The sequence below is a fragment of the Stenotrophomonas maltophilia genome (assembly GCF_004920835.1).
In the GTDB taxonomy this organism is placed as follows: domain Bacteria; phylum Pseudomonadota; class Gammaproteobacteria; order Xanthomonadales; family Xanthomonadaceae; genus Stenotrophomonas; species Stenotrophomonas maltophilia_AQ.
Genome location: NZ_QFHO01000027.1, coordinates 42,272 through 61,927, shown reverse-complemented (window position 1 = coordinate 61,927; position 19,656 = coordinate 42,272). Strand labels below are relative to the sequence as shown.

Genomic DNA, 19,656 nt, shown 5'->3' with positions numbered 1-19,656 from the left:
CGGTGGTGGTGGTGGCAGCGGCCCGATCGGCGGCGGCTGCTACGGCAACTGCGGCGGCGGCAAGGTACGGGTAGGCGAGCTGGAACAGATGTAACCCACCGCACCGCGACACAAAGAAAAAAGGCCAGCGCAGTGCGCTGGCTTTTTTCGTTGCTCGTTCCGCTACGACCAAGCCGCCACACTCACGGAGACGCCGAGTCAAAACGGAGCTGAATTCAGTAAGCCATTGATTTCAATGGCGCGCCCGACAGGAATCGAACCTGTAACCGCCGGCTTAGAAGGCCGGTGCTCTATCCAGTTGAGCTACGGGCGCCCAGACCGAACGGTGTCCAATCCGACATGGCGTGGGATTGGTCGGGGTAGAGGGATTCGAACCCCCGACATCCTGCTCCCAAAGCAGGCGCGCTACCAGACTGCGCTATACCCCGATCTTGCAATCCCCTCGGGCCGTGCCCGGGGAGCTCGCCATTGTCGCCAAGCGCATCGCGAACTGTCAACGCGGGATGTGCAGACCCGAAGCCTGCCACAGCGCCGAAAGCAGTCATCGGCTATGCTCGCGACCATCGGCCGGATGGCCGTCCTGACCTTCATTCGCACGGAGAACGCGCATGCGCAGCGGCAACCCGGCTCTTTCCGAGTCCACCTTCCTCGACCTTGCCAGTGGCTCGGTGGTGACCAGCCCCGACCAGGCCATGACCCTCAACGGCACCGTCAACAAGACCGGCTTCCTGCTGCTGTTGACCGTGCTGACCGCCGCCTTCGCCTGGAACCAGACCATCGATGATTACGGCCAGGTCATGGCCGGCGCCAAGCTGTATGCCATGGGCGGCGCCATCGGCGGCCTGGTGCTGGCGCTGATCACCGTGTTCAAGAAGGAATGGTCGCCGGTCACCGCACCGATGTACGCGCTGGTCGAAGGCCTGTTCCTGGGCGCGATCTCGGCGCTGTTCAACGCCAAGTTCCCCGGCATCGTGTTCCAGGCGGTATTGCTGACCTTCGGCACCCTGTTCGCGCTCCTGTTCGCTTACCGCAGCGGCCTGATCAAGGCCACCGAAAACTTCAAGATGGGCGTGGTCGCGGCAACCGGCGGCATCGCCCTGCTCTACCTGGCCTCGTTCGTACTGAGCTTCTTCAACATCAACGTGCCGGTGATCCACGACTCCAGCTTGCTGGGCATCGCCTTCAGCCTGTTCGTGGTGGTCGTGGCCGCGTTGAACCTGGTGCTGGATTTCGACTTCATCGAAACCGGGGTCGCCCAGCGCGCGCCGAAGTACATGGAGTGGTATGGCGCATTCGGCCTGATGGTGACCCTGGTGTGGCTGTACGTGGAGTTCCTGCGCCTGCTGTCGAAGATCCAGCAGCGCTGAGTCACGCCATGGCGTAAACGACAAGCCGCGATCCGTGAGGGTCGCGGCTTTTTCGTAGCGCCGAGACGGATGTAAAACCAGTCGAGCAAGCTCGACTCTACCGAAGCCACCTATGCCCGACACCTTCCACAGCTACCGCCCGGCCGACGGCCATCGCCTGCCACACGACCCATTCAACGCCATCATCGGCCCGCGCCCGATCGGCTGGATTTCCAGCTGCGATGGCGAGGGCACCCTGAACCTGGCGCCCTACAGTTTCTTCAACGCCTTCAACTACACCCCTCCGATCATCGGCTTCTCCAGCCAGGGCCGCAAAGACTCGTTGCGCAACATCGAAGCCACCGGTGAGTTCGTCTGGAACCTGGCCACCTTCGACCTGGCCGAGGCAATGAACGAAAGCTGCCGCGCGGTCGCCGCGGACGTCGATGAGTTCGCCCTGGCCGGACTGACCCCGTTGGCGTCTACGCAGGTCGCGCCACCCCGTGTGGCACAGAGCCCGGTGAGCATGGAATGCCGCTGCACCCAGATCGTGCGCCTGCTCGATGCCGCCGGCCAGGACACCAACGGCTGGCTGGTGCTGGGTGAAGTGGTTGCGGTGCATATCGATGCAAGGCTGCTGGTCGATGGCATCTACGATACTGCGGCAGCGGCCCCCATTCTGCGCGGCGGTGGCCCCGCCGATTACTTCCGGATCGGCGCCGAACAGCGCTTCCGCATGTTCCGCCCGGCCTGAACCTCAGCCGGTGACGGAGCGCGCCAGCAGCACCGGCAGCGACGACGCCAGCAACGCGATGCCTGACACGGTCAGCAAGCCCAGCACGACCTGCCGGAAGCGTGCCTCGCTGATGCCGATGTAGACCCGCGCGCCCAACAACGTAGGCACCAGCATGGCCGGTGCCACGATGGCGAAATAGGGCAGCATCTGGCGGTCTACCAGACCACTGCCGACGTAGATGGCCATGGTCACCGCCAGCATCGCCAGGTTGAAGTTCTGGATGACCGCGCGCTGCTCGTCCTTGCCGAAGCCGCGCAGCGTGCTCCACAGCGTCGGTACCGGACCGGCAAAGCCACCGATGCCGCTGAGCACGCCACCGGCCATACCGGCGATCGCGTCCCCGAAACGGCCTCCGACGGTGATCGGCGGCAACGAGCGCGCCATCAGCATCACCGGGCACCACAGTGCCAGGAAGCCACCCAGAAGCGCCTTGAACCAGTTCATATCGAGCTGCGGCAGCACCATCACGCCCAGCGGAATACCAGCCAATCCACCGAGCACGAACGGCAGCAGCAGGCGCAGGTTGAAGCCGCGGCGTACGGTGAACACGGCTACCAGCTGGCCAACCAGCGCGCCGAACACCGACAGCGTGGCCGCCAATCGCGGCTCCAGCCCCCACGCCCAGAACGACATCGCCACCATGCCGAAAGCGAAACCGGACAACCCCTGCACGAATCCGGCGACGATCGCACCGAGCGCGACCAGCAGATACACCGATTCCATCACCACCCTCGCTATGACCGCGCGGCTAACCTGCTGCGCCGATCTGTGCAGCGTAGTGCGCGGCGAGGTGCTCGACCAGCGCGCGCACCTTGGGGGCGAGTGCCCTGGCATGCGGATAGAGCGCGAAGTAGCGGCGCTGGCCTGCATGCCACGCTGGCAACACGCGGATCAGTCGACCGGCGCGCAGGTCTTCCTGCACGGTGAGCGCAGTGAACAGGCTGATGCCCATGCCGGCCAACGCGGCGGCATACAGCGCCGGCGTGGCATCCACGCGCAGACGCTGGCCGGCCTCGATGCTGGCGCTGGCACCGCGCGGCCCCTGCAACTGCCATGGCGACATCGCAGGCGTAGGACTGAAGCCCAGCAGGGTGTGCTGCCGCAGGTCCGCGGCCTGCCGTGGCAGGCCGTGCCGGGCCAGGTAAGCAGGCGCCGCCACCAGGATGCGTGGACAACTGGCCAGTTCGCGCGCGACCAACTGGCTGTCCGGCAACGAAGCCGCGATGCGCAGCGCCAGGTCGAAGCCGCCGCCGACCACGTCGACCAGCTGGTCATCGGCAGAAAGATCCAGCGTCACCTGCGGGTAGCGCTGAAGGAATGAGGGCAGCCAGTGCGGCAACTCCTGGCTGGCAACCACCTGCGGCACGCTGATCCGCAGCGTGCCACTGGGCTGTGCCTGGCCGGCACGCGCATGCTCGTCCGCTTCCTGCAGCCGATCCAGCAGCGCTGCCGCTTCCCGGTAGTAATCGCGCCCGGCTTCGGTCAGCGACAGCCGGCGGCTGTTGCGATCGAGCAGGCGCACCTGCAGGTGTTCTTCCAGCTGCCGCAGTTGCCGCGACATCGCCGAATGGGTGGTACCCAGGCGCTCGGCGGCAGCAGTGAAGCTGCCTGCGTCGACGATGGCGCGCAGCGCACGCAGGGCGGCGAAGTGATCCATCGGCGGGCGGCTCCACGTGTCGGGGCCCACGGCATGCGGGCCCCACCAGCTTATCAAGCGCGGTCGCCGGCCTTGTGCACCGGCAGCGCCAGGATCGCGTCGGTACTCATGACATCGCCGAAGGTGTCTTCGATCTGCGCCAGCGAGGCGTCATGCAGCGCGCGATGACCGATGCGCTGGCCACCGGCCAGGTTCAGGTCGCGACTGGCGGTTGCATCGGATGACACGATCACCCGGTAACCACGCGGTGCGGCTGCGGCATCGCGGGCGGCACCGGCCACGCAGGCATGGGTCTGCAGGCCAGTGACGATCAGGGTGTCGATGCCGGCATCCTTCAGCACCTGGTCGAGCACGGCCGCCGAGTCACCGGCGAACACGCTGACGTTGTCCTTCTGCACCACGGTCTCGCCCTGGCGCGGCTGCAGATCACGATGGAAGGCGGCGTTGACGCTGCCCTGCGCGAACAGCGGCGCGCCGGCCGGCAGCACATGCTGCACGTGGATCACGCGGATGCCTTGGGCATCGGCAAATTCGACCACCCGCTTCGCCTGGCGCAGCGCCGCCACGCCATCGGGGATGACCATGCGGCCACCGGCAAAGCCCGAGGCGGCACTGGCATCGAAGTACTCGTTCTGGAAGTCGATCACCAGCACGGCGGTCCTGGCCGCATCCAACGAGGTCGCGACCGGTGCGCCCGCCATATGCCGGATGGTGGGATGCGCCGGCTCGGCGGCGGCCAGCGGGGACAGGGTCGCCATGCCGATCAGACTGGCCAGGCCAAAGGTATTGAGGTTCATCGTCGCGCTCCTGTGCGCTGGAAAGTGGACACAGGATGCGGAACGCGGCATGCACGGACCAGCCAGGAAAGCGCACATGATCTGTGCGTTTTTTGCACAGAAAGAAACCCCTGGAACGTCATGCTGTTGGTCTTGTGCACCTTAGTGAACACTTCTCCGCCGGTGCTGCGGGCCAGCCAGAAGGCGTAGCGAGGGTGCGCTACTGGTCAAAAGCACGTGACTACACCGCAGTGCCGTTCAGGCGCAGCACCCAAGCATGCTGACTGCCGACTACGACCTCGGCGTTGTTGTCGCCAGCACGCAAGGCCTGCTCCTGGCCGGACGCGAACTTCACCGGCACGCCGGCCAGGGTGTGCAGTTGCTGCGGCCCGCTCATACTTCCCCAGGTGAGCAACACGTACGGCCCGTGCAGCGAATACACCGGGGAATCGGCAGGAACAGCGAACACCTGCATCCAGCGCGCCTCACTCGGCGTGAGCCGGCGCAGCGGCGCTCCCTCGCGGCTCAGGCGGGACAATGCGCGTTGCGCGCGCGAGGCGGGCCAGAAGTAAACGGAGTACACAGCCACACCGAGCATATAGATCGCAACGGCGACGAGGACCCACCAGGTCGTAGAGGACATGCAGGACTCCTGCGCCCGTAGCAGTTGAGGAGCGAAAACGCAGACAGGCCCGCTTCAACGGGCCTGTCGCGCATTGCATGCATCGGTATCGGTGCACATCGGGAGTCGCGTGCCGCGTCCCGCTGTGCACATCCAGACCGCTTACAGGCGGCTGGCGATCGCCTTGGCGAAGCCCATCGTGTTGCCAGTGCCGCCGAGGTCGCCGGTCAGCGAATCCTTGGCTTCCATGGTGGCCACGATGGCCTTGCGCAGGCGCTCGGCGTTTTCCGGCTGGCCGATATGGTCCAGCATCTGCGCGGCTGCCAGCAGCAGCGCGCACGGATTGGCCTTGCCCTGGCCGGCGATATCCGGCGCGGTGCCGTGCACGGCCTCGAAGATTGCCGCGTCCTTGCCGATGTTGGCACCCGGGGCCAGACCCAGGCCGCCCACCAGGCCGGCGCACAGGTCGGAGATGATGTCGCCGAACAGGTTGGTGGTGACGATCACGTCGAACTGTTCCGGACGCATCACCAGCTGCATGCAGCAGTTGTCGACGATCATTTCCTGGAATTCGATGTCCGGGTACTGGGCGGCGACTTCACGGGCGACGTTCAGGAACAGGCCCGAGGTCGACTTGATGATGTTGGCCTTGTGCACCGCGGTGACCTTCTTGCGGCCGACACTGCGGGCCAGCTCGAAGGCATAGCGCACGATGCGCTCAGAGCCCTTGCGGGTGATACGGGTGCCGGAGAAGGCGGTCTCGCCATCGGCCGACACTTCCTGGCCTTCAGCCAGGTAGGCGCCTTCGGTGTTCTCACGAACGGTGATCAGGTCGACGTTGTCGAAACGCGACTTGGTGTTCGGGAAGGTATGGGCCGGACGCACGTTGGCGTACAGGTCGAAGTGGCGGCGCAGGCTGACGTTGATCGAGGTGAAGCCACCACCGACCGGGGTGGTCAGCGGGCTCTTCAGCGCGACCTTGTTGCGCGCGATCGATTCCAGGGTCACCGCCGGCATCAGGTCGCCGTGCTTTTCCAGGGCCACCAGGCCGGCGTCAGCGTCTTCGTACTCCAGGCCAGTCTTGAGCTGGTCGAGCACGTACAGGGTGGCGTCCATGATTTCCGGGCCAATGCCGTCGCCGCGGATGACCGTAATTTTCTGCGTCATTGATCGATGTTCCGAACAGGGGGAAAAACGCCGTCCGGACGTGCCCGGAAACGCCGGCGCAAAGGAAGTTTCACCCGCAATTATGCCTGAGCCGGGGCCGAGGTCCCAAATAGACCATGGTCCCACTCCCCGGCTCAGGCAGAATTGCCCGCGCGTTCCTCCTCTACCCCCGCCTTCGGCGCGCCCCTCCAACAAGAAGGGGCTCCTGGGTTGTTGGATCGCGGGAAAGGCCCCTCGCGGGTGCGGTAGTGCCGGCCGCTGGCCAGCAACCTCGGCCATGTCGGGTTAACGGGATGCCGGCCAGCGGCCGGCACTACCGGGAGGGCCACAGGGCCCGGTTCCCGGCCCCCGCCAGGCTCAGTGCTCGTGCGCTTCGGGGGCGGCAGCACCGCTTTCGAGCTGGTCGAGGAAGTCGACCGCTCGGCGCAGGTGCGGGATGACGATGGAACCGCCGACCACCAGGCCGACCGAGAAGGTCTCGAAAAACTCTTCGCGGGTCACCCCGGCATCCTTGCACTGGGCTACGTGGTAGCTGATGCAGTCGTCGCAGCGCAGCACCATCGAGGCCACCAGGCCCAGCAGCTCCTTGGTCTTCACATCCAGCGCGCCGGCCTGGTAGGTCTGCGTGTCCAGCGCGAAGAAGCGCCGCACCACCTGGTTCGGTTCGCCCAGGATGCGCTCGTTCATGCGCTTGCGGAAGTCGGTGAACTCGGCGATGCGGTCCTTGCTGCCGTCGTCGGCCGCGCTCATGCCTGGCCCTGCCCGGCCAGCAGCGGCTCGAGCTTGCCTTCACGGTGCAGGGCCATCATGTCGTCGTAGCCGCCCACGTGGACGTCGCCGACGAAGATTTGCGGCACGCTGGTACGGCGGGTCCTGGCCATCATCTTCTCGCGCTCGACCGGATCCAGGTCGATGCGGACCTCGGTCCACTGCTGTCCCTTGCTCTTCAGGAAGTTCTTGGCGGCTACGCAGTACGGGCAGACGGCGGTGGAATAGATGGTGATGGCGGGGGCACCGCCGGCGGTCTGGGCTGTCACGGGAAACTCCACGATGGATCGACGGTCCATATATGGTACCGGTGCGCTGGAATTTCCACGCCACGGCCGCAACACTGTGGATTAACGAATGGTTGCCCCCTGCCCTGCCACGCTTGGTGCGCCCCGCCCGAGGACCTTCTGCTTGCGAGCCCTGCTGCTGACTACCGCCGTCACCCTGGCCCTGGCCATGCCGTTGGCCCAGGCCCAGGAGAAGCTGCCCGACATCGGCTCCTCGGCCGGCGAGCTGCTGACCCCGGCGCGCCAGGCCGAGTACGGCGCGATGATGCTGCGCGAGCTGCGCAACTACGGCTACCTGCTGGACGATCCGCTGGTCAACGACTGGCTGCAGACCATGGGCACCCGGCTCGGCTCCAACAGTGACCAGCCACGCCAGCCCTACACCTTCTTCGTCATGAAGGACCGGCAGATCAATGCCTTCGCCACGCTGGGCGGCTACATCGGGGTCAATGCCGGCCTGGTGCTGACGGCCGAACGCGAAGACGAAGTGGCCGCCGTGCTGTCCCACGAAATCGCCCACGTCACCCAGCAGCACGTGCTGCGCGGGGTCGAGCGCGCGCAGCGCGACCAGATCCCGATCCTGCTCGGCATGCTGGCGGCCGTAGTGGCCGCCCAGGCCAGCAACAGCACCTCCTCGGGCAACGCGACCATGGCCGCGATCAGCTCGGGCATGGGCCTGATGCAGCAGCGCCAGATCAACTACACCCGCTCCAACGAGTCCGAGGCCGACCGCCTCGGCATCCGCACGCTGGCGCGCAGCGGCTACGACGTGGATGCGATGGCCGGCTTCTTCGAGAGGATGTCCGCAGCAATGCGCGGCAACGAGGGCGGCTACAGCGTCCCCGAGTTCCTGCGCACGCACCCGGTCAACATCACCCGCATCAGCGAAGCCAAGGCCCGCGCCGACCAGATGAAGAAGGACACGGTGCTGCTGACCACCAGTACCCCCAGCGGCGAGCGCAAGGAACGGGTGGACCCGGCCGATCCAAGCCTGGCCGAACCGCTGCTGCGTGGAAACAACCCGTTGCTGCCCAGCAGCGTGCTGCGCATTCCGATGGGCCAGCTCAGCCGTGGCGCCAGCGGCGACTTCGATTGGGCACGCGAGCGCCTGCGCGTGCTCAGCGCGGATTCCACCGCTGAGCTGGAGCGCGAGTATGCGGACATGGCCAAACGCCAGAAGGACGGCCTCAACGATGCCCAGCGCTATGGCCAGGCCCTGGCCATGATGCGCGGCGGCCGCAGCGGCGCCACGCAGGCCCGGCAGACGCTGGCGGGCCTGCTGCAGACCCGCCAGGACAACCTGTGGCTGGCGCTGGCGCTGGGTGAGGCCGAACTGCGCGCCGGGCAGACCGCCCAGGCCAACAGCCGCTTCGAGCAGCTGCTGCGCGAACACCCCAACAGCCGCCCGGTGGCGCTGACCTATGCCGAAATCCTGAACGAACAGGGCAACCGCGAGGCCGGCCAGCGCGCTCAGGCCATGTTGCGGCCTCTGCTGTCGCAAAGTGGTAACGATCCGGTCTTCCAGCAGCGTTACGCCCGCGCCAGCGAACTGGCCGGTGACAGCGTGCGGGCCAGCGAGGCCTATGCCGAGGCAGCGTTCCTCAGCGGGCGGCCGGAACAGTCGCTGATGCAGCTGCAGGCGCTCAAGCGCAATCCGGCGCTGGACTATGTGGGGCGGGCCCGGGTGGACGCGCGCATCGAAGCGATCACCCCCACCGTGCTGGAACTGCGCCGGCAGGGCGTGCAGGACCCCGATCTGGACCGCCGCTGAGCGCTGCATGACCGGCCGATGGCACTGAGCGCGGGTTCCGGCCGGTTGGTCACAAACATGTCATCAAACCGTAGTCTACTGGCACCACTCCAGTAACCGAGCCCTACGGTGTCCTCGTGCAGAAACGCATCCTGATCGTCGACGACGAGCCCGCGATCCGTGAAATGGTCGCCTTCGCCCTGCGCAAGGGCGATTACGAACCGGTCCACGCCGGCGACGCCCGCGAGGCCCAGACCGCGATCGCCGATCGCGTTCCGGACCTGATCCTGCTGGACTGGATGCTGCCCGGCACCAGCGGCCTGGACCTTGCCCGCCGCTGGCGCAAGGAGACCCTGACCCGCGAAGTGCCGATCATCATGCTGACTGCCCGTGGCGAAGAGAACGACCGCGTCGGTGGCCTCGAAGCCGGCGTTGACGACTACGTGGTCAAACCATTCTCGGCGCGCGAACTGCTGGCCCGCATCCGCGCGGTCATGCGCCGTGCCCGCGAGGACGACGAGGACGGCAGCGTCGCGGTCGGCCCGATCCGCATCGACGGCGCCGCCCACCGCGTGTTCGCCAACGACCAGCCGGTGCCGATCGGCCCGACCGAATACCGGCTACTGCACTTCTTCATGACCCATCCGGAACGCGTCTACACTCGCGCCCAGCTGCTGGACCATGTATGGGGCGGCAGCGTGTACGTGGAAGAGCGCACCATCGACGTGCACATCCGCCGCCTGCGCAAGACGCTGGAACCGTTCAACGCCGAGAACATGGTGCAGACCGTGCGCGGCGCTGGTTATCGCTTCTCCACGTCCACCTGAGTCTCGTCGTGCCGGCGCCGCGCACCCGCGGGTGCCGGCACCGGCAACTCTGCTATAACCCTCGGTTCACCCCAGTGAACCGCCGCACTTCAACGACGAGATCGCAATGCCCCGCCACATCCGCTCTGCCTGGTTGAAGACCCTGGCCACTGTCGCCGCGGTACTGCTGTTCTCCGGACTGGTGGGGTGGTTCACGGGCCACCTGTGGTTGTGCATCGCACTGGGCGCGCTGGCGACCCTCACCTGGCACTACTGGCGCCTGCGAACCGTGCTGCGCCGGCTGACCGCGCGCCAGCGCTGGGACACCGCCGAGGAAGGCACCGGCGTCTGGAACGAGCTGGATCGCCTGCTGTACCGCAACCAGGTGGAGATGCGCGTGCGCAAGCGCCGCCTGCTGGACATGCTGCGCAGCTACCGCGCCGCGGCCGCCGCGCTTCCCGATGCGGTGGTGGTGCTGGATCGCAACAGCCAGCGTGTGCAGTGGTTCAACGAGGCCGCCACCGCCCTGCTCGGCCTGCACCATCCCGGCGACCTGGGTGAGGCGCTGGTTGAGCGCCTGCAGCCGATGCCGCTGGCGCACTGGCTGGCCGGCGGCCGCAATGCCGAGCCGATCCTGGATGTTCCCTCGCCGGTCGATCCGGCAATCCGCCTCAACCTGCGCCTGATCCCCTATTCGTCGGATTACTGGCTGCTGATCGCCCGCGACGTCAGCAAGCTGCTGCGCCTGGAACAGGTGCGCCGCGATTTCGTGGCCAACGTTTCACATGAGCTGCGCACGCCGCTCACCGTGGTCCACGGCTACCTGGACATGATGGACCCGGAAGATTTCCCGGGAACCGGACCGATGCTGGAAGAAATGCGCAAGCAGAGCCAGCGCATGGCCCAGCTGGTGGAAGACCTGTTGACCCTGTCGAGGCTGGAGTCGCAGGAGCACAGCGAGGAGGAGACCGTGGCGATGCAGCCGATGCTGGCGACGCTGCGCCGCGAGGCCGAAGCGCACAGCCAGGGCCGCCACCAGATCAGCATCGACGACCTGGCCGGCGTCGACCTGCAGGGCTCGACCAAGGAACTGCACAGCGCGTTCTCCAACCTGGTCACCAATGCCGTGCGCTACACCCCGGCCGAGGGCCGCATCGCGGTCGAGTTCCGTCGCGAAGGCGATGGCGCGGTGCTGGCGGTACGCGACTCCGGCTATGGCATCCCGGCCAGCCACCTGCCGCGCCTGACCGAACGCTTCTACCGTGTCTCCAGCAGCCGTTCGCGCGAAAGCGGCGGTACCGGCCTGGGCCTGTCCATCGTCAAGCACATCCTCGGCCTGCATCACGCACGGCTGGAGATTGAAAGCGAAGTCGGCAAGGGCTCGGTGTTCTCCTGCCATTTCGATGCCGACCACGTGCGCCCGCGCGAGTCCGCCCCCCTGACCTCCATCGAAGAATGACGCCATGAGCAGCCTCGGATCCCTCCCCCTCCCCGTGAGCCCGGACAACGATCCGTTGCGCGACCCGGCGCTGTACATCAACCGCGAACTGTCTCAGCTGGATTTCAACTTCCGTGTGCTGGCGCAGGCGATGGACCCGCAGGTGCCGCTGCTGGAGCGCCTGCGCTTCATGTGCATCTCCTGCACCAACCTCGACGAGTTCTTCGAGATCCGCGCCGCCGCGGTGCGCCATGCGCAGGAATTCGGCCTGCCACCGGCGCCGGATGGAATGAGCCCGCAGGCCATCCTCAACGCCATCCACGACCGCGCCGCGGAACTGGTGGACCAGCAATACCGCTGCTGGAACCAGACACTGCGCCCGGCATTGATGGAGGCCGGCATCGGCGTGCTCGGCCGTCACTCCTGGACGCACCGCCAGAAGCGCTGGCTGCGCGCGTACTTCCGCAACGAGATCATGCCGGTGCTGTCACCGCTGGGCCTGGACCCGGTGCACCCGTTCCCGAAGATCCTCAACAAGTCGCTGAACATCGTGGTGGTGCTGAAGGGTACCGATGCGTTCGGCCGCACAGGCCACCTCGCCATCGTGCGCGCGCCGCGCTCGCTGCCGCGCATCATCCAGCTGCCGGAGAAGCTCGGCGGGCCGCAGAACTTCGTGTTCCTGTCCTCGGTGCTGTCCACCTTCGTCGACGAGCTGTTCCCTGGCCTGGAAGTCCAGGGCGCCTACCAGTTCCGCGTCACGCGCAACTCCGAGCTGGTGGTGGACGAGGAAGAAGTGGAGAACCTGGCGCTGGCCCTGCGCGATGAGCTGGTCGACCGTGGCTACCGCCCGGCGGTGCGGCTGGAGATCGCCCATGACATGCCGCGCGAGATCGTGCGCACCCTGCTGCAGAATTTCGGCCTGACCGAGAACGCGGTGTACCGCATTGACGGCCCGGTCAACCTCAACCGCATCATCCAGCTGTACGACCTGATCGCACAGCCCGACCTGAAGTACCCGCCGATGACCCCGCGCACGTTGCGCGACAGCGACGGCATCTTCGAGACCACGGCCCGCCAGGACCTGCTGCTGCACCACCCGTTCGATGCCTTCACCGCCGTGCTTGACCTGATCAGGCAGGCGGCGATCGACCCCAACGTGCTGGCGATCAAGCAGACCCTGTACCGCACCGGCAAGGATTCGCTGATCGTGGACGCACTGATCCAGGCCGCACGCAACGGCAAGGACGTGACCGTGGTGGTCGAGCTGCGCGCCCGTTTCGATGAAGAGGCCAACCTCGGCCTGGCCGATCGCCTGCAGGAAGCCGGCGTGCAGGTGGTGTATGGCGTGGTCGGCTACAAGACGCACGCCAAGATGCTGCTGATCGTGCGCCGCGAGGGCCGCAAGCTGCGCCGCTACGTGCACCTGGGCACCGGCAACTACCACAGCGGCACTGCCCGGGCGTACACCGACATCAGCCTGATCACCGCCGACGCGGACATCGGCAACGACGTGCACCTGCTGTTCCAGCAGCTGTCCGGGCTGGCCTCGAAGATGAAACTCAAGCGCCTGCTGCAGTCGCCCTTCACCCTGCACACCGGCATCCTCGGCCGCATCGAACGCGAAACGCGCATCGCGGCTGCCGGGCGCCCGGCGCGGATCATCGCCAAGATGAACGCACTGAACGAACCGCAGGTGGTGCGCGCGCTGTACGCCGCCTCGCAGGCCGGTGTGCAGATCGACCTGATCATCCGTGGAGCCTGCACCCTGCGCCCCGGCGTGCCGGGCGTGTCGGACAACATCCGCGTGCGCTCGATCGTCGGCCGCTTCCTCGAGCACAGCCGCGTGTACTGGTTCGGCAACGACGGTGCACCGGAGCTTTACTGCGCCAGCGCCGACTGGCTGGAACGCAACCTGCTGCGTCGGGTCGAGACCTGCTTCCCGATCCTCGACCCGGGACTGGCCAAGCGGGTGTACCGCGAGGTCCTGCAGAACTACCTCGATGACAATCTCAACGCCTGGGACCTGGACGCCGACGGTATCTACCACAAGCGCACCCCGGCCCACGACGAAGCCCCGCATTCTGCGCAGATGGCATTGATGCAGGGGCTCTGACCCGGTAGGTGCCGACCTTGGTCGGCACGTTTGGATTCATCCACGCATGGCGTGGATCTACCGTGTCGACCAAGGTCGACACCCACCAACAGTCGCGCAGAACGCCGTCCTGGCAGATCGCAGAGAACTGTCGAAGGCGGGGTGGGTCCGGTTGCGGGGGCGTGAGCCGCATGGGCCCGAGGCATGCCTCGGGCGGGTTGGGCAGGACGCCCAACCCCGGTCTTGCCGTGTGCGCAGGACTGAGCACACGAGCAAGCGGCGATCGAGGCTACAAGGACGTACTTGCGCCGTCCCCCGCAATCGGACCCGCCCTGCCATCCCGCAGGAAGCCAGCTATTGCTGTTGCTTTAGCTCCAGCCTTGGCTTCTGCGGGTGCCGGGCGGCAGCCCGGCTCAGGCGCCGAAGCGTTCGTCGTCCATCGCCATCAGCGGGGCGGCGCCGGCCTGGATCGCGGCGGCGTGGCTGAGCGTGCGCGGCAGCACGCGGGTGAAGTAGAACCGTGCGGTCTCGCGCTTGCCCTGGGCGAAGGCGGCGCCATGCGCGCTGGCATCGGCGGCGGCCACGCTGCGGGCCCACCAGTAGGCCAGCACCACGTAACCCGAATAGAACAGGTAGTCGTAGCTGGCCGCGCCGAGTTCGTCCGGGTTGGCGGCCGCGCGCTGCAGCACATCCATGGTCAGCTTGCCCCATTCGGCGGCCTTGGCGCGCAGCGGGCCGATGAACTCGGCCAGCGCTTCGTTGCCCTCGTTGGCCTTGGCGAACGCCTCGATCTCGGCCAGCATCAGCTTCAGGCCGGCACCCTGGCTGGACGCGGTCTTGCGACCGATCAGGTCCAGCGCCTGGATGCCGGTGGTGCCTTCATACAGCGTGGTGATGCGCGCATCGCGGGCCAGCTGCTCCATGCCGTGTTCGCGGATGTAGCCGTGGCCGCCGAAGCACTGCAGGGCGTTGTAGGTGTTCTCGATGCCCCATTCGGTCTGGCAGGCCTTGGAGATCGGGGTCAGGAAGCTCACCAGGGTGTCAGCGCGCTCACGCTCGGCGGCATCGTCGGCGTGGTGGGCGACGTCGATCAGGGTGGCCGCGTGCAGTGCCAGCAGGCGGCTGCCTTCGACCAGCGACTTGATGGTCAGCAGCATGCGCCGCACATCCGGGTGCACCAGGATCGGATCGGCCGGCTTGTCCGGGAATTTGGCGCCGCTGAGCGAACGCGACTGCAGGCGCTCGCGGCTGTACTTCAGTGCGTTCTGATAGGCGCGCTCGGACAGGCCGATACCCTGCAGGCCGACACCCAGGCGCGCAGTGTTCATCATGGTGAACATGGCCTGCAGGCCCTTGTGCGGCTGGCCAACCAGGTAGCCCTGTGCACCATCGAAGTTCATCACGCAGGTGACCGAACCCTTGATGCCCATCTTGTGTTCGATCGAGCCACAGCGCAGCGCGTTGCGCTCGCCGACGTTGCCATCGCGGTCGACCTTGAATTTCGGGGTGACGAACAGCGAAATGCCCTTCGCACCCGGGGGCGCATCAGGCAGCTTGGCCAGCACCAGGTGCACGATGTTGCCGGTCAGGTCGTGCTCGCCGGCAGTGATGAAGATCTTGGTGCCGGTGATCGAATAGCTGCCGTCGGCGTTCGGCTCGGCCTTGGTCTTGAGCAGGCCCAGGTCGGTGCCGCAGTGCGGTTCGGTTAGGCACATGGTGCCGGTCCAGCGGCCTTCGATCAGCGGCTTCAGGAAGGCCTCGTGCTGCCATGCTTCGCCGTGCTGCTTCAGTGCTTCGATGGCGCCGTGCGAGAGCAGCGGGAAATTGCCCCAGGCGAGATTGGCGGCATTGATCATTTCGTTGAGCGGCACGCCCAGGGTGTGCGGGAGGCCCTGTCCGCCCAGTTCCGGTGCGGCGGTCAGGCCGGTCCAGCCGCCGTCCACGAACTGGTCATAGGCCTGCTTGAAGCCGGGCGGGGTGGTCACTTCGCCGCTGGCCTGGTCGAGCACGCAGCCGATCTCATCGCCGACGCTGTTGAGCGGTGCCAGCACGGTGGCGCTGAAACGGCCGGCTTCTTCCAGCACGGCATCGACCACGTCGGCGGTGGCGTCGGTGAAGCCCAGGCGGGCGAACAGGGGTTCGACCTTGAGCACGTCGTGCAGGCCGAAACGGAGGTCGGAAAGCGGGGCGGTGTAGCTGCTCATCAGGTACGTCTCGATCAGGGACAGGGGGAGCGGCGGCAGGCGCCGCGGCGGAAAGTGGAGTCAGCGCAGCACGCCCGGCAGGCCCGGGGCCTGGTTGAGGGTGCTGCGGCTGCTGATGTCGAAGCTGCGCTGCTTCTTTTCCTGCGGCGTGGCCGCCACCGAACCCTTCAGGCCATAAGCGAGGGTGCGATTGCCAGCCAGCGCATCGGCCACCACCAGGCGTGCGGCCGAGCTGGGCACAAGGTCGACATTGATGACGTCGGCGGAGGTGCCGCCGATGGAGATGCCGGGCTTGGCCTGCAGGGTGCCGGCTTCGGTGTCGCCGACGGTCAGGGCCAGGGAGACGTCATCGAAGGTCATCGGCATCGAGCTGTAGTTCTGCAGGCGCAGGGCCACGGTCCAGTTGCCGTCGGCGCGCACGGTCAGCTGCTGCAGGCTGGCCGCCGGTTCCGAAACACGCTTGACGATGCCGTTGTTGCAGGCAACAAGGGCGAGGGTGCACAGGACGATCAAGGCGATACGGAAACGGTGGAGCATGGGCGCAGGTCCTCTGAAGGGGTGCGTTGGATAAGCATACTACGGCGTATGGTCGTTTGGATCGCCTGTGGCGACCCGTCGCAGAGGGTAGCGCGTGAAGATGGCGGCCGGGCGTGCGTGGCGCCGGATCGGTCGCGCGCAGTGCGCCGTATGCGGGGCGATTCAGTCGGCAGGCGTGTTGCGAATCGGAGCCATTAGGCGCAGTGGGCCGAGGTCGTAGCCCATCGTCTCGGCTTTCTCTTTCAACTGTTCGAACCGGGCGCGATCCATTTCCGGCAGGCGCGAGAGGATCCACAGGTATTTCCGGTCGGGTTCACCGACCAGCGCCCACTGGTAGTCCGGGTCCAGTGCCAGGACCCAGTAGTCCGCCCAGACCAGTGGCACCCAGCTCAGCCAGTCCGGCACAAAGCGCACCTGCAGTTGGCCGGGATGGCCGGCAACCGGGCGTGCCACGCCTTCAGCAACCACGCGTTCTCCGTCGCCGTTGCGGCAGGCATTGGTGACACTGATGCGGCCATCGCGGCGCAGCCCGTAGTTGGCGGTGATCTCGCCGACGCACTGCTTCTGGAACGACACCGGAAGATGCGCGATCTCGTGCCACTGGCCTGCGTAGCGATCGATGTCCAGCGTGTCGACTGCGCGCACCGGTTCGGCGGCGATCACCGGGGAGGCGGCCAGCAGCAGGCAGGCGAGCAGGGCGGGGCGAAGATGCATGGGCGGCTCCAGGCAGGAGTCTGGAGCGTAGGTGGCACGGCGTGAGGTGGTGTAAATGTTTCGTCAACCAGGCGGCGCTGGCCGGGCCTGGATCCACGCCTTGCGAGGATGGCAGATCGCAGACAAAAAAAGACCTGCATTTCTGCAGGTCTCGAAAGATGGTGGCCGAAGACGGAATCGAACCGCCGACACGGGGATTTTCAATCCCCTGCTCTACCAACTGAGCTACTCGGCCAAATTGTGCGGCAACCGTGATCAAACCCGGTTTCCGGAAAAAAAAGACCCGCATTTCTGCAGGCCTTCGAAAATGGTGGCCGAAGACGGAATCGAACCGCCGACACGGGGATTTTCAATCCCCTGCTCTACCAACTGAGCTACTCGGCCACATGTTTCGTTGCAGCGAGGTCGCTGCCAAGGACGCGTATATTACGGAGGTCGGCTGCCTTCGGCAAGCGTTTTGCCAAGATTTCTTCACATTGCCGTCTGCGCGCTCGCAAGTGCTTGATCCTCCGTTGTGGGGCGGGGCGTGGTCAATCGATCATCCTCTGCGGTGGAAATCAGCAGGTCGCCGCCATCGCCAAAGCTGCAAGGGCAGGGGCTGCGCCGGACCCGCGCCGGTCCGGGCGATGGAACGCTGTTTTCGTGGCCGCCATCGGGGATGGCTGCGGCGTAGTGTCGGCACTCCTTTCCTGATGCTGGCAACAGCAGAGACCTGGCCATGTCCGATCCCTCGACCACCTCCCGCATCGTGCTTGCGTCGCGTCCGCAGGGGGCGCCAAGTGCAGCCAACTTCCGCCTGGAACAGGTTGCGTTGCCGTCATTGGCCGATGGCGAAGTGCTGCTGCGCAACCGCTACCTGTCGCTGGACCCGTACATGCGTGGACGCATGGACGAGGGCCCCTCGTATGCCGCGCCGGTGGCGGTGGGCGCGGTGATGGAAGGGCAAACCGTGGCCGAGGTGCTGCAGTCCCACGCCGAGGGTGTAGCCGCAGGTGATCTGGTGCTGGCGCCGGGTGGCTGGCAGACCCACGCGGTGCTGCCGGCCAAGGCGCTGGGGCGTCGGCTGGATCCGGCCGGCCTGCCGTTGAGTACGGCGCTGGGCGTGTATGGCATGCCCGGTTTCACCGCCTATTCCAGCCTGCATGAAATCGCCCGCCTGAAGCCGGGCGAGACGCTGGTGGTGGCCGCCGCGACCGGGCCGGTCGGCGCGACTGTGGCGCAGCTGGCGAAGCTGCAGGGCGCGCGCGCGGTCGCCATCGCCGGTGGCGAATCCAAGCGTGCCTATCTGCAGACACTGGGCGTGGACGTGGCGCTGGATCATCGCGCCGCTGATTTCGCCGCGCAGCTGCGCGCGGCGGTGCCCAGGGGTATCGACGTGTATTTCGAGAACGTGGGCGGGCATGTGCTGGATGCAGTGCTGCCGCTGCTCAACGACTTCGCCCGCATTCCGGTGTGCGGCACCATCGCGACCTACAACGAGCGGGGCGTCGAGCAGCCCGGCCCGGACCGGTTGCCCGCACTGTTCAGCCAGATCCTGCGCCAGCGCCTGACCGTGCGTGGTTTCATCGTGCACGACTTCAACCACCTGTGGCCGGACTTCGAACGCGAGATGCCGCAGTGGCTGCGCGACGGCCGCATCCAGTACCGCGAGGATGTGGTGGAAGGACTGGAGAATGCACCGGAGGCGTTCTTCGGGCTGTTGCAGGGGCGCAACTTCGGCAAGCTGGTGGTGAAGCTGGATTGAGGGCTTGGCGGTGTGCCGACCAAGGTCGGCACCTACCGGAAGCTGGGCGCCGACCAAGGTCGGCACCCACCTCAGGCAGTCGAGGCCTTTTCGCGGCGTAGCAGTTCGCGCTTGCGGGCCACGCCCCAGGCGTAGCCGGACAGGTCGCCGTCGCGGCGCACCACGCGGTGGCAGGGCACTGCCACCGCCAGCGGGTTGCTTGCGCATGCGCGGGCTACGGCACGGCTCGAGCGCGGGGCGCCGATGCGCGCGGCGACATCCGCATACGACGCGGTCTGCCCGCGCGGAATCTGCTGCAGCGCTTGCCACACCCGTTGCTGGAACGCGGTGCCGCGGATGTCCAGCGGCAGCGTGGCGCCCCGCGAAGGATCCTCGACCAGGCCTACGACCTGTGCCACCAGTTGCTCATAGCCCTGGTCGGCGCCGACCAGTTCGGCTTGGCGGAAGCGTTGCTGCAGCGACTGCAGCAGGGTCTCCGGATCGTCGCCGAGCAGGATCGCGACCACGCCGGTCCCGCTGCTGGCCACCAGCACGCTGCCCAGTGAGCTTTCGGCAAGCGCGAAGTGGATGACTTCGCCGCGACCACCTGCGCGCCATTGCTTGGGAGTCATGCCCAGCAACTTAGGTGCGTTCTCATAGAAGCGTCCACTGGAACCGAAGCCAGCATCGTGGAAGGCGTCGGTGATGCGTTCCTGTTGTTCCAGCCCGGTGCGCAGGCGGTCGGCGCGCAGCGCGGCGGCGTACTGCTTGGGGGTCAGCCCGGTGGCCTGCTTGAACAGGCGATGCAGGCGCGTCGGGCTGCAGCCAGCGATGTCGGCCAGCTCCTGCAGCGAGGGTTCGTCGAGGCTGGTCTGCAGGTGGCGGCAGACCCGTTCTACGCGGGCATCGAGGGCGGTGGTGGCGGTACTGTCCATGGCTGGATTCTGGCACGTGCCGGTTCTGCGGAAACTCC

Annotated in this window: 18 protein-coding genes and 4 tRNA genes; 7 read left to right on the top strand and 15 right to left on the bottom strand. The window is 66.6% G+C overall.

Annotated elements, in window-relative coordinates; translation table 11 throughout:
• Window positions 1-236: 236 nt before the first annotated feature.
• Both DI041_RS16870 and DI041_RS16865 read right to left on the bottom strand, forming a co-directional pair.
• A tRNA-Arg gene (locus DI041_RS16870) sits at window positions 237-313 on the bottom strand.
• A 38-nt stretch (window positions 314-351) separates the two neighbouring features.
• Window positions 352-428, bottom strand: a tRNA-Pro gene (locus DI041_RS16865).
• Between the two features lie 180 nt (window positions 429-608).
• On the opposite strand from DI041_RS16865, the gene DI041_RS16860 reads away from it, so the two are divergent.
• Window positions 609-1,367, top strand: coding sequence for a Bax inhibitor-1/YccA family protein (locus DI041_RS16860; protein ID WP_136639741.1), 759 nt, complete (start codon window positions 609-611; stop codon window positions 1,365-1,367).
• Between the two features lie 112 nt (window positions 1,368-1,479).
• Window positions 1,480-2,100 (top strand): flavin reductase family protein, encoded by a 621-nt coding sequence (locus tag DI041_RS16855; protein ID WP_136639742.1) that lies wholly within the window; start codon window positions 1,480-1,482, stop codon window positions 2,098-2,100.
• Window positions 2,101-2,103: 3 nt separating this feature from the next.
• Here DI041_RS16855 and DI041_RS16850 read toward each other — a convergent pair whose 3' ends face one another.
• The 7 genes from DI041_RS16850 to grxC all read right to left on the bottom strand — a co-directional run bounded on the left by DI041_RS16850 (window position 2,104) and on the right by grxC (window position 7,401).
• Window positions 2,104-2,865, bottom strand: coding sequence for a sulfite exporter TauE/SafE family protein (locus DI041_RS16850; RefSeq protein WP_136639743.1), 762 nt, complete (start codon window positions 2,863-2,865; stop codon window positions 2,104-2,106).
• A gap of 25 nt (window positions 2,866-2,890) precedes the next feature.
• Window positions 2,891-3,799 carry a LysR family transcriptional regulator gene (locus DI041_RS16845; protein ID WP_046986960.1) on the bottom strand — a complete coding sequence of 303 codons (909 nt, stop codon included), beginning with the start codon at window positions 3,797-3,799 and terminating at the stop codon, window positions 2,891-2,893.
• Between the two features lie 53 nt (window positions 3,800-3,852).
• Window positions 3,853-4,596, bottom strand: coding sequence for a cysteine hydrolase family protein (locus tag DI041_RS16840; protein WP_136639744.1), 744 nt, complete (start codon window positions 4,594-4,596; stop codon window positions 3,853-3,855).
• Between the two features lie 220 nt (window positions 4,597-4,816).
• The gene (locus DI041_RS16835) at window positions 4,817-5,218 is read right to left on the bottom strand and encodes a hypothetical protein (protein ID WP_136639745.1); all 402 of its coding nucleotides are present in this window, start codon (window positions 5,216-5,218) and stop codon (window positions 4,817-4,819) included.
• A gap of 141 nt (window positions 5,219-5,359) precedes the next feature.
• Entirely contained in the window at window positions 5,360-6,364 is a 1,005-nt protein-coding gene (locus DI041_RS16830; RefSeq protein ID WP_136639746.1) for an isocitrate dehydrogenase, read from the bottom strand.
• A gap of 357 nt (window positions 6,365-6,721) precedes the next feature.
• Window positions 6,722-7,114 carry a carboxymuconolactone decarboxylase family protein gene (locus DI041_RS16825; protein WP_136639747.1) on the bottom strand — a complete coding sequence of 131 codons (393 nt, stop codon included), beginning with the start codon at window positions 7,112-7,114 and terminating at the stop codon, window positions 6,722-6,724.
• A complete protein-coding gene (grxC, locus tag DI041_RS16820) occupies window positions 7,111-7,401 on the bottom strand; it encodes a glutaredoxin 3 (RefSeq protein ID WP_004146039.1) in 291 nt (96 codons plus the stop codon). Before grxC ends, DI041_RS16825 begins: the two co-directional genes overlap by 4 nt.
• Before the next feature lie 88 nt (window positions 7,402-7,489).
• Here grxC and DI041_RS16815 point away from each other — a divergent pair, with 88 nt between their 5' ends.
• The 4 genes from DI041_RS16815 (at window position 7,490) to ppk1 (ending at window position 13,526) form a co-directional block, all read left to right on the top strand.
• Window positions 7,490-9,190, top strand: a complete 1,701-nt coding sequence (locus DI041_RS16815) for a M48 family metalloprotease (RefSeq protein WP_211195224.1) — start codon at window positions 7,490-7,492, stop codon at window positions 9,188-9,190.
• Between the two features lie 116 nt (window positions 9,191-9,306).
• Window positions 9,307-9,996 (top strand): phosphate regulon transcriptional regulator PhoB, encoded by a 690-nt coding sequence (gene phoB, locus DI041_RS16810; protein WP_004146035.1) that lies wholly within the window; start codon window positions 9,307-9,309, stop codon window positions 9,994-9,996.
• 106 nt (window positions 9,997-10,102) lie between these two features.
• Window positions 10,103-11,434, top strand: a complete 1,332-nt coding sequence (gene phoR / locus DI041_RS16805) for a phosphate regulon sensor histidine kinase PhoR (RefSeq protein WP_046986954.1) — start codon at window positions 10,103-10,105, stop codon at window positions 11,432-11,434.
• Window positions 11,435-11,438: 4 nt separating this feature from the next.
• Window positions 11,439-13,526 (top strand): polyphosphate kinase 1, encoded by a 2,088-nt coding sequence (gene ppk1, locus DI041_RS16800; protein WP_046986953.1) that lies wholly within the window; start codon window positions 11,439-11,441, stop codon window positions 13,524-13,526.
• 392 nt (window positions 13,527-13,918) lie between these two features.
• Here ppk1 and DI041_RS16795 read toward each other — a convergent pair whose 3' ends face one another.
• From DI041_RS16795 to DI041_RS16775, 5 genes are all read right to left on the bottom strand, one after another.
• A complete protein-coding gene (locus DI041_RS16795) occupies window positions 13,919-15,709 on the bottom strand; it encodes an acyl-CoA dehydrogenase C-terminal domain-containing protein (protein WP_136639748.1) in 1,791 nt (596 codons plus the stop codon).
• 60 nt (window positions 15,710-15,769) lie between these two features.
• The gene (locus DI041_RS16790) at window positions 15,770-16,246 is read right to left on the bottom strand and encodes an LEA/WHy family protein (RefSeq protein WP_006380397.1); all 477 of its coding nucleotides are present in this window, start codon (window positions 16,244-16,246) and stop codon (window positions 15,770-15,772) included.
• Between the two features lie 162 nt (window positions 16,247-16,408).
• Window positions 16,409-16,960, bottom strand: coding sequence for a lipocalin family protein (locus DI041_RS16785; RefSeq protein WP_136639749.1), 552 nt, complete (start codon window positions 16,958-16,960; stop codon window positions 16,409-16,411).
• Window positions 16,961-17,119: 159 nt separating this feature from the next.
• Window positions 17,120-17,195: transfer RNA gene (locus tag DI041_RS16780), tRNA-Phe, on the bottom strand.
• Window positions 17,196-17,268: 73 nt separating this feature from the next.
• Window positions 17,269-17,344, bottom strand: a tRNA-Phe gene (locus DI041_RS16775).
• 334 nt (window positions 17,345-17,678) lie between these two features.
• Here DI041_RS16775 and DI041_RS16770 point away from each other — a divergent pair.
• A complete protein-coding gene (locus DI041_RS16770) occupies window positions 17,679-18,704 on the top strand; it encodes an NADP-dependent oxidoreductase (protein ID WP_136639750.1) in 1,026 nt (341 codons plus the stop codon).
• 71 nt (window positions 18,705-18,775) lie between these two features.
• On the opposite strand, the gene DI041_RS16765 is transcribed toward DI041_RS16770, so the two are convergent.
• On the bottom strand, window positions 18,776-19,618 hold the full coding sequence (locus tag DI041_RS16765; protein ID WP_046985297.1) for a bifunctional transcriptional activator/DNA repair enzyme AdaA: 843 nt from the start codon (window positions 19,616-19,618) through the stop codon (window positions 18,776-18,778).
• Between the last annotated feature and the right edge of the window lie 38 nt (window positions 19,619-19,656).

What these genes read in the sequence shown, in the direction of transcription:
- DI041_RS16860 (WP_136639741.1), top strand. Translation starts at nt 609, where the DNA reads ATGCGCAGCGGCAACCCGGCTCTTTCCGAGTCCACCTTCCTCGACCTT.
- DI041_RS16855 (WP_136639742.1), top strand. Translation starts at nt 1,480, where the DNA reads ATGCCCGACACCTTCCACAGCTACCGCCCGGCCGACGGCCATCGCCTG.
- DI041_RS16850 (WP_136639743.1), bottom strand. Translation starts at nt 2,865, where the DNA reads ATGGAATCGGTGTATCTGCTGGTCGCGCTCGGTGCGATCGTCGCCGGA.
- DI041_RS16845 (WP_046986960.1), bottom strand. Translation starts at nt 3,799, where the DNA reads ATGGATCACTTCGCCGCCCTGCGTGCGCTGCGCGCCATCGTCGACGCA.
- DI041_RS16840 (WP_136639744.1), bottom strand. Translation starts at nt 4,596, where the DNA reads ATGAACCTCAATACCTTTGGCCTGGCCAGTCTGATCGGCATGGCGACC.
- DI041_RS16835 (WP_136639745.1), bottom strand. Translation starts at nt 5,218, where the DNA reads ATGTCCTCTACGACCTGGTGGGTCCTCGTCGCCGTTGCGATCTATATG.
- DI041_RS16830 (WP_136639746.1), bottom strand. Translation starts at nt 6,364, where the DNA reads ATGACGCAGAAAATTACGGTCATCCGCGGCGACGGCATTGGCCCGGAA.
- DI041_RS16825 (WP_136639747.1), bottom strand. Translation starts at nt 7,114, where the DNA reads ATGAGCGCGGCCGACGACGGCAGCAAGGACCGCATCGCCGAGTTCACC.
- DI041_RS16815 (WP_211195224.1), top strand. Translation starts at nt 7,490, where the DNA reads ATGGTTGCCCCCTGCCCTGCCACGCTTGGTGCGCCCCGCCCGAGGACC.
- phoR (WP_046986954.1), top strand. Translation starts at nt 10,103, where the DNA reads ATGCCCCGCCACATCCGCTCTGCCTGGTTGAAGACCCTGGCCACTGTC.
- ppk1 (WP_046986953.1), top strand. Translation starts at nt 11,439, where the DNA reads ATGAGCAGCCTCGGATCCCTCCCCCTCCCCGTGAGCCCGGACAACGAT.
- DI041_RS16795 (WP_136639748.1), bottom strand. Translation starts at nt 15,709, where the DNA reads ATGAGCAGCTACACCGCCCCGCTTTCCGACCTCCGTTTCGGCCTGCAC.
- DI041_RS16790 (WP_006380397.1), bottom strand. Translation starts at nt 16,246, where the DNA reads ATGCTCCACCGTTTCCGTATCGCCTTGATCGTCCTGTGCACCCTCGCC.
- DI041_RS16785 (WP_136639749.1), bottom strand. Translation starts at nt 16,960, where the DNA reads ATGCATCTTCGCCCCGCCCTGCTCGCCTGCCTGCTGCTGGCCGCCTCC.
- DI041_RS16770 (WP_136639750.1), top strand. Translation starts at nt 17,679, where the DNA reads ATGTCCGATCCCTCGACCACCTCCCGCATCGTGCTTGCGTCGCGTCCG.
- DI041_RS16765 (WP_046985297.1), bottom strand. Translation starts at nt 19,618, where the DNA reads ATGGACAGTACCGCCACCACCGCCCTCGATGCCCGCGTAGAACGGGTC.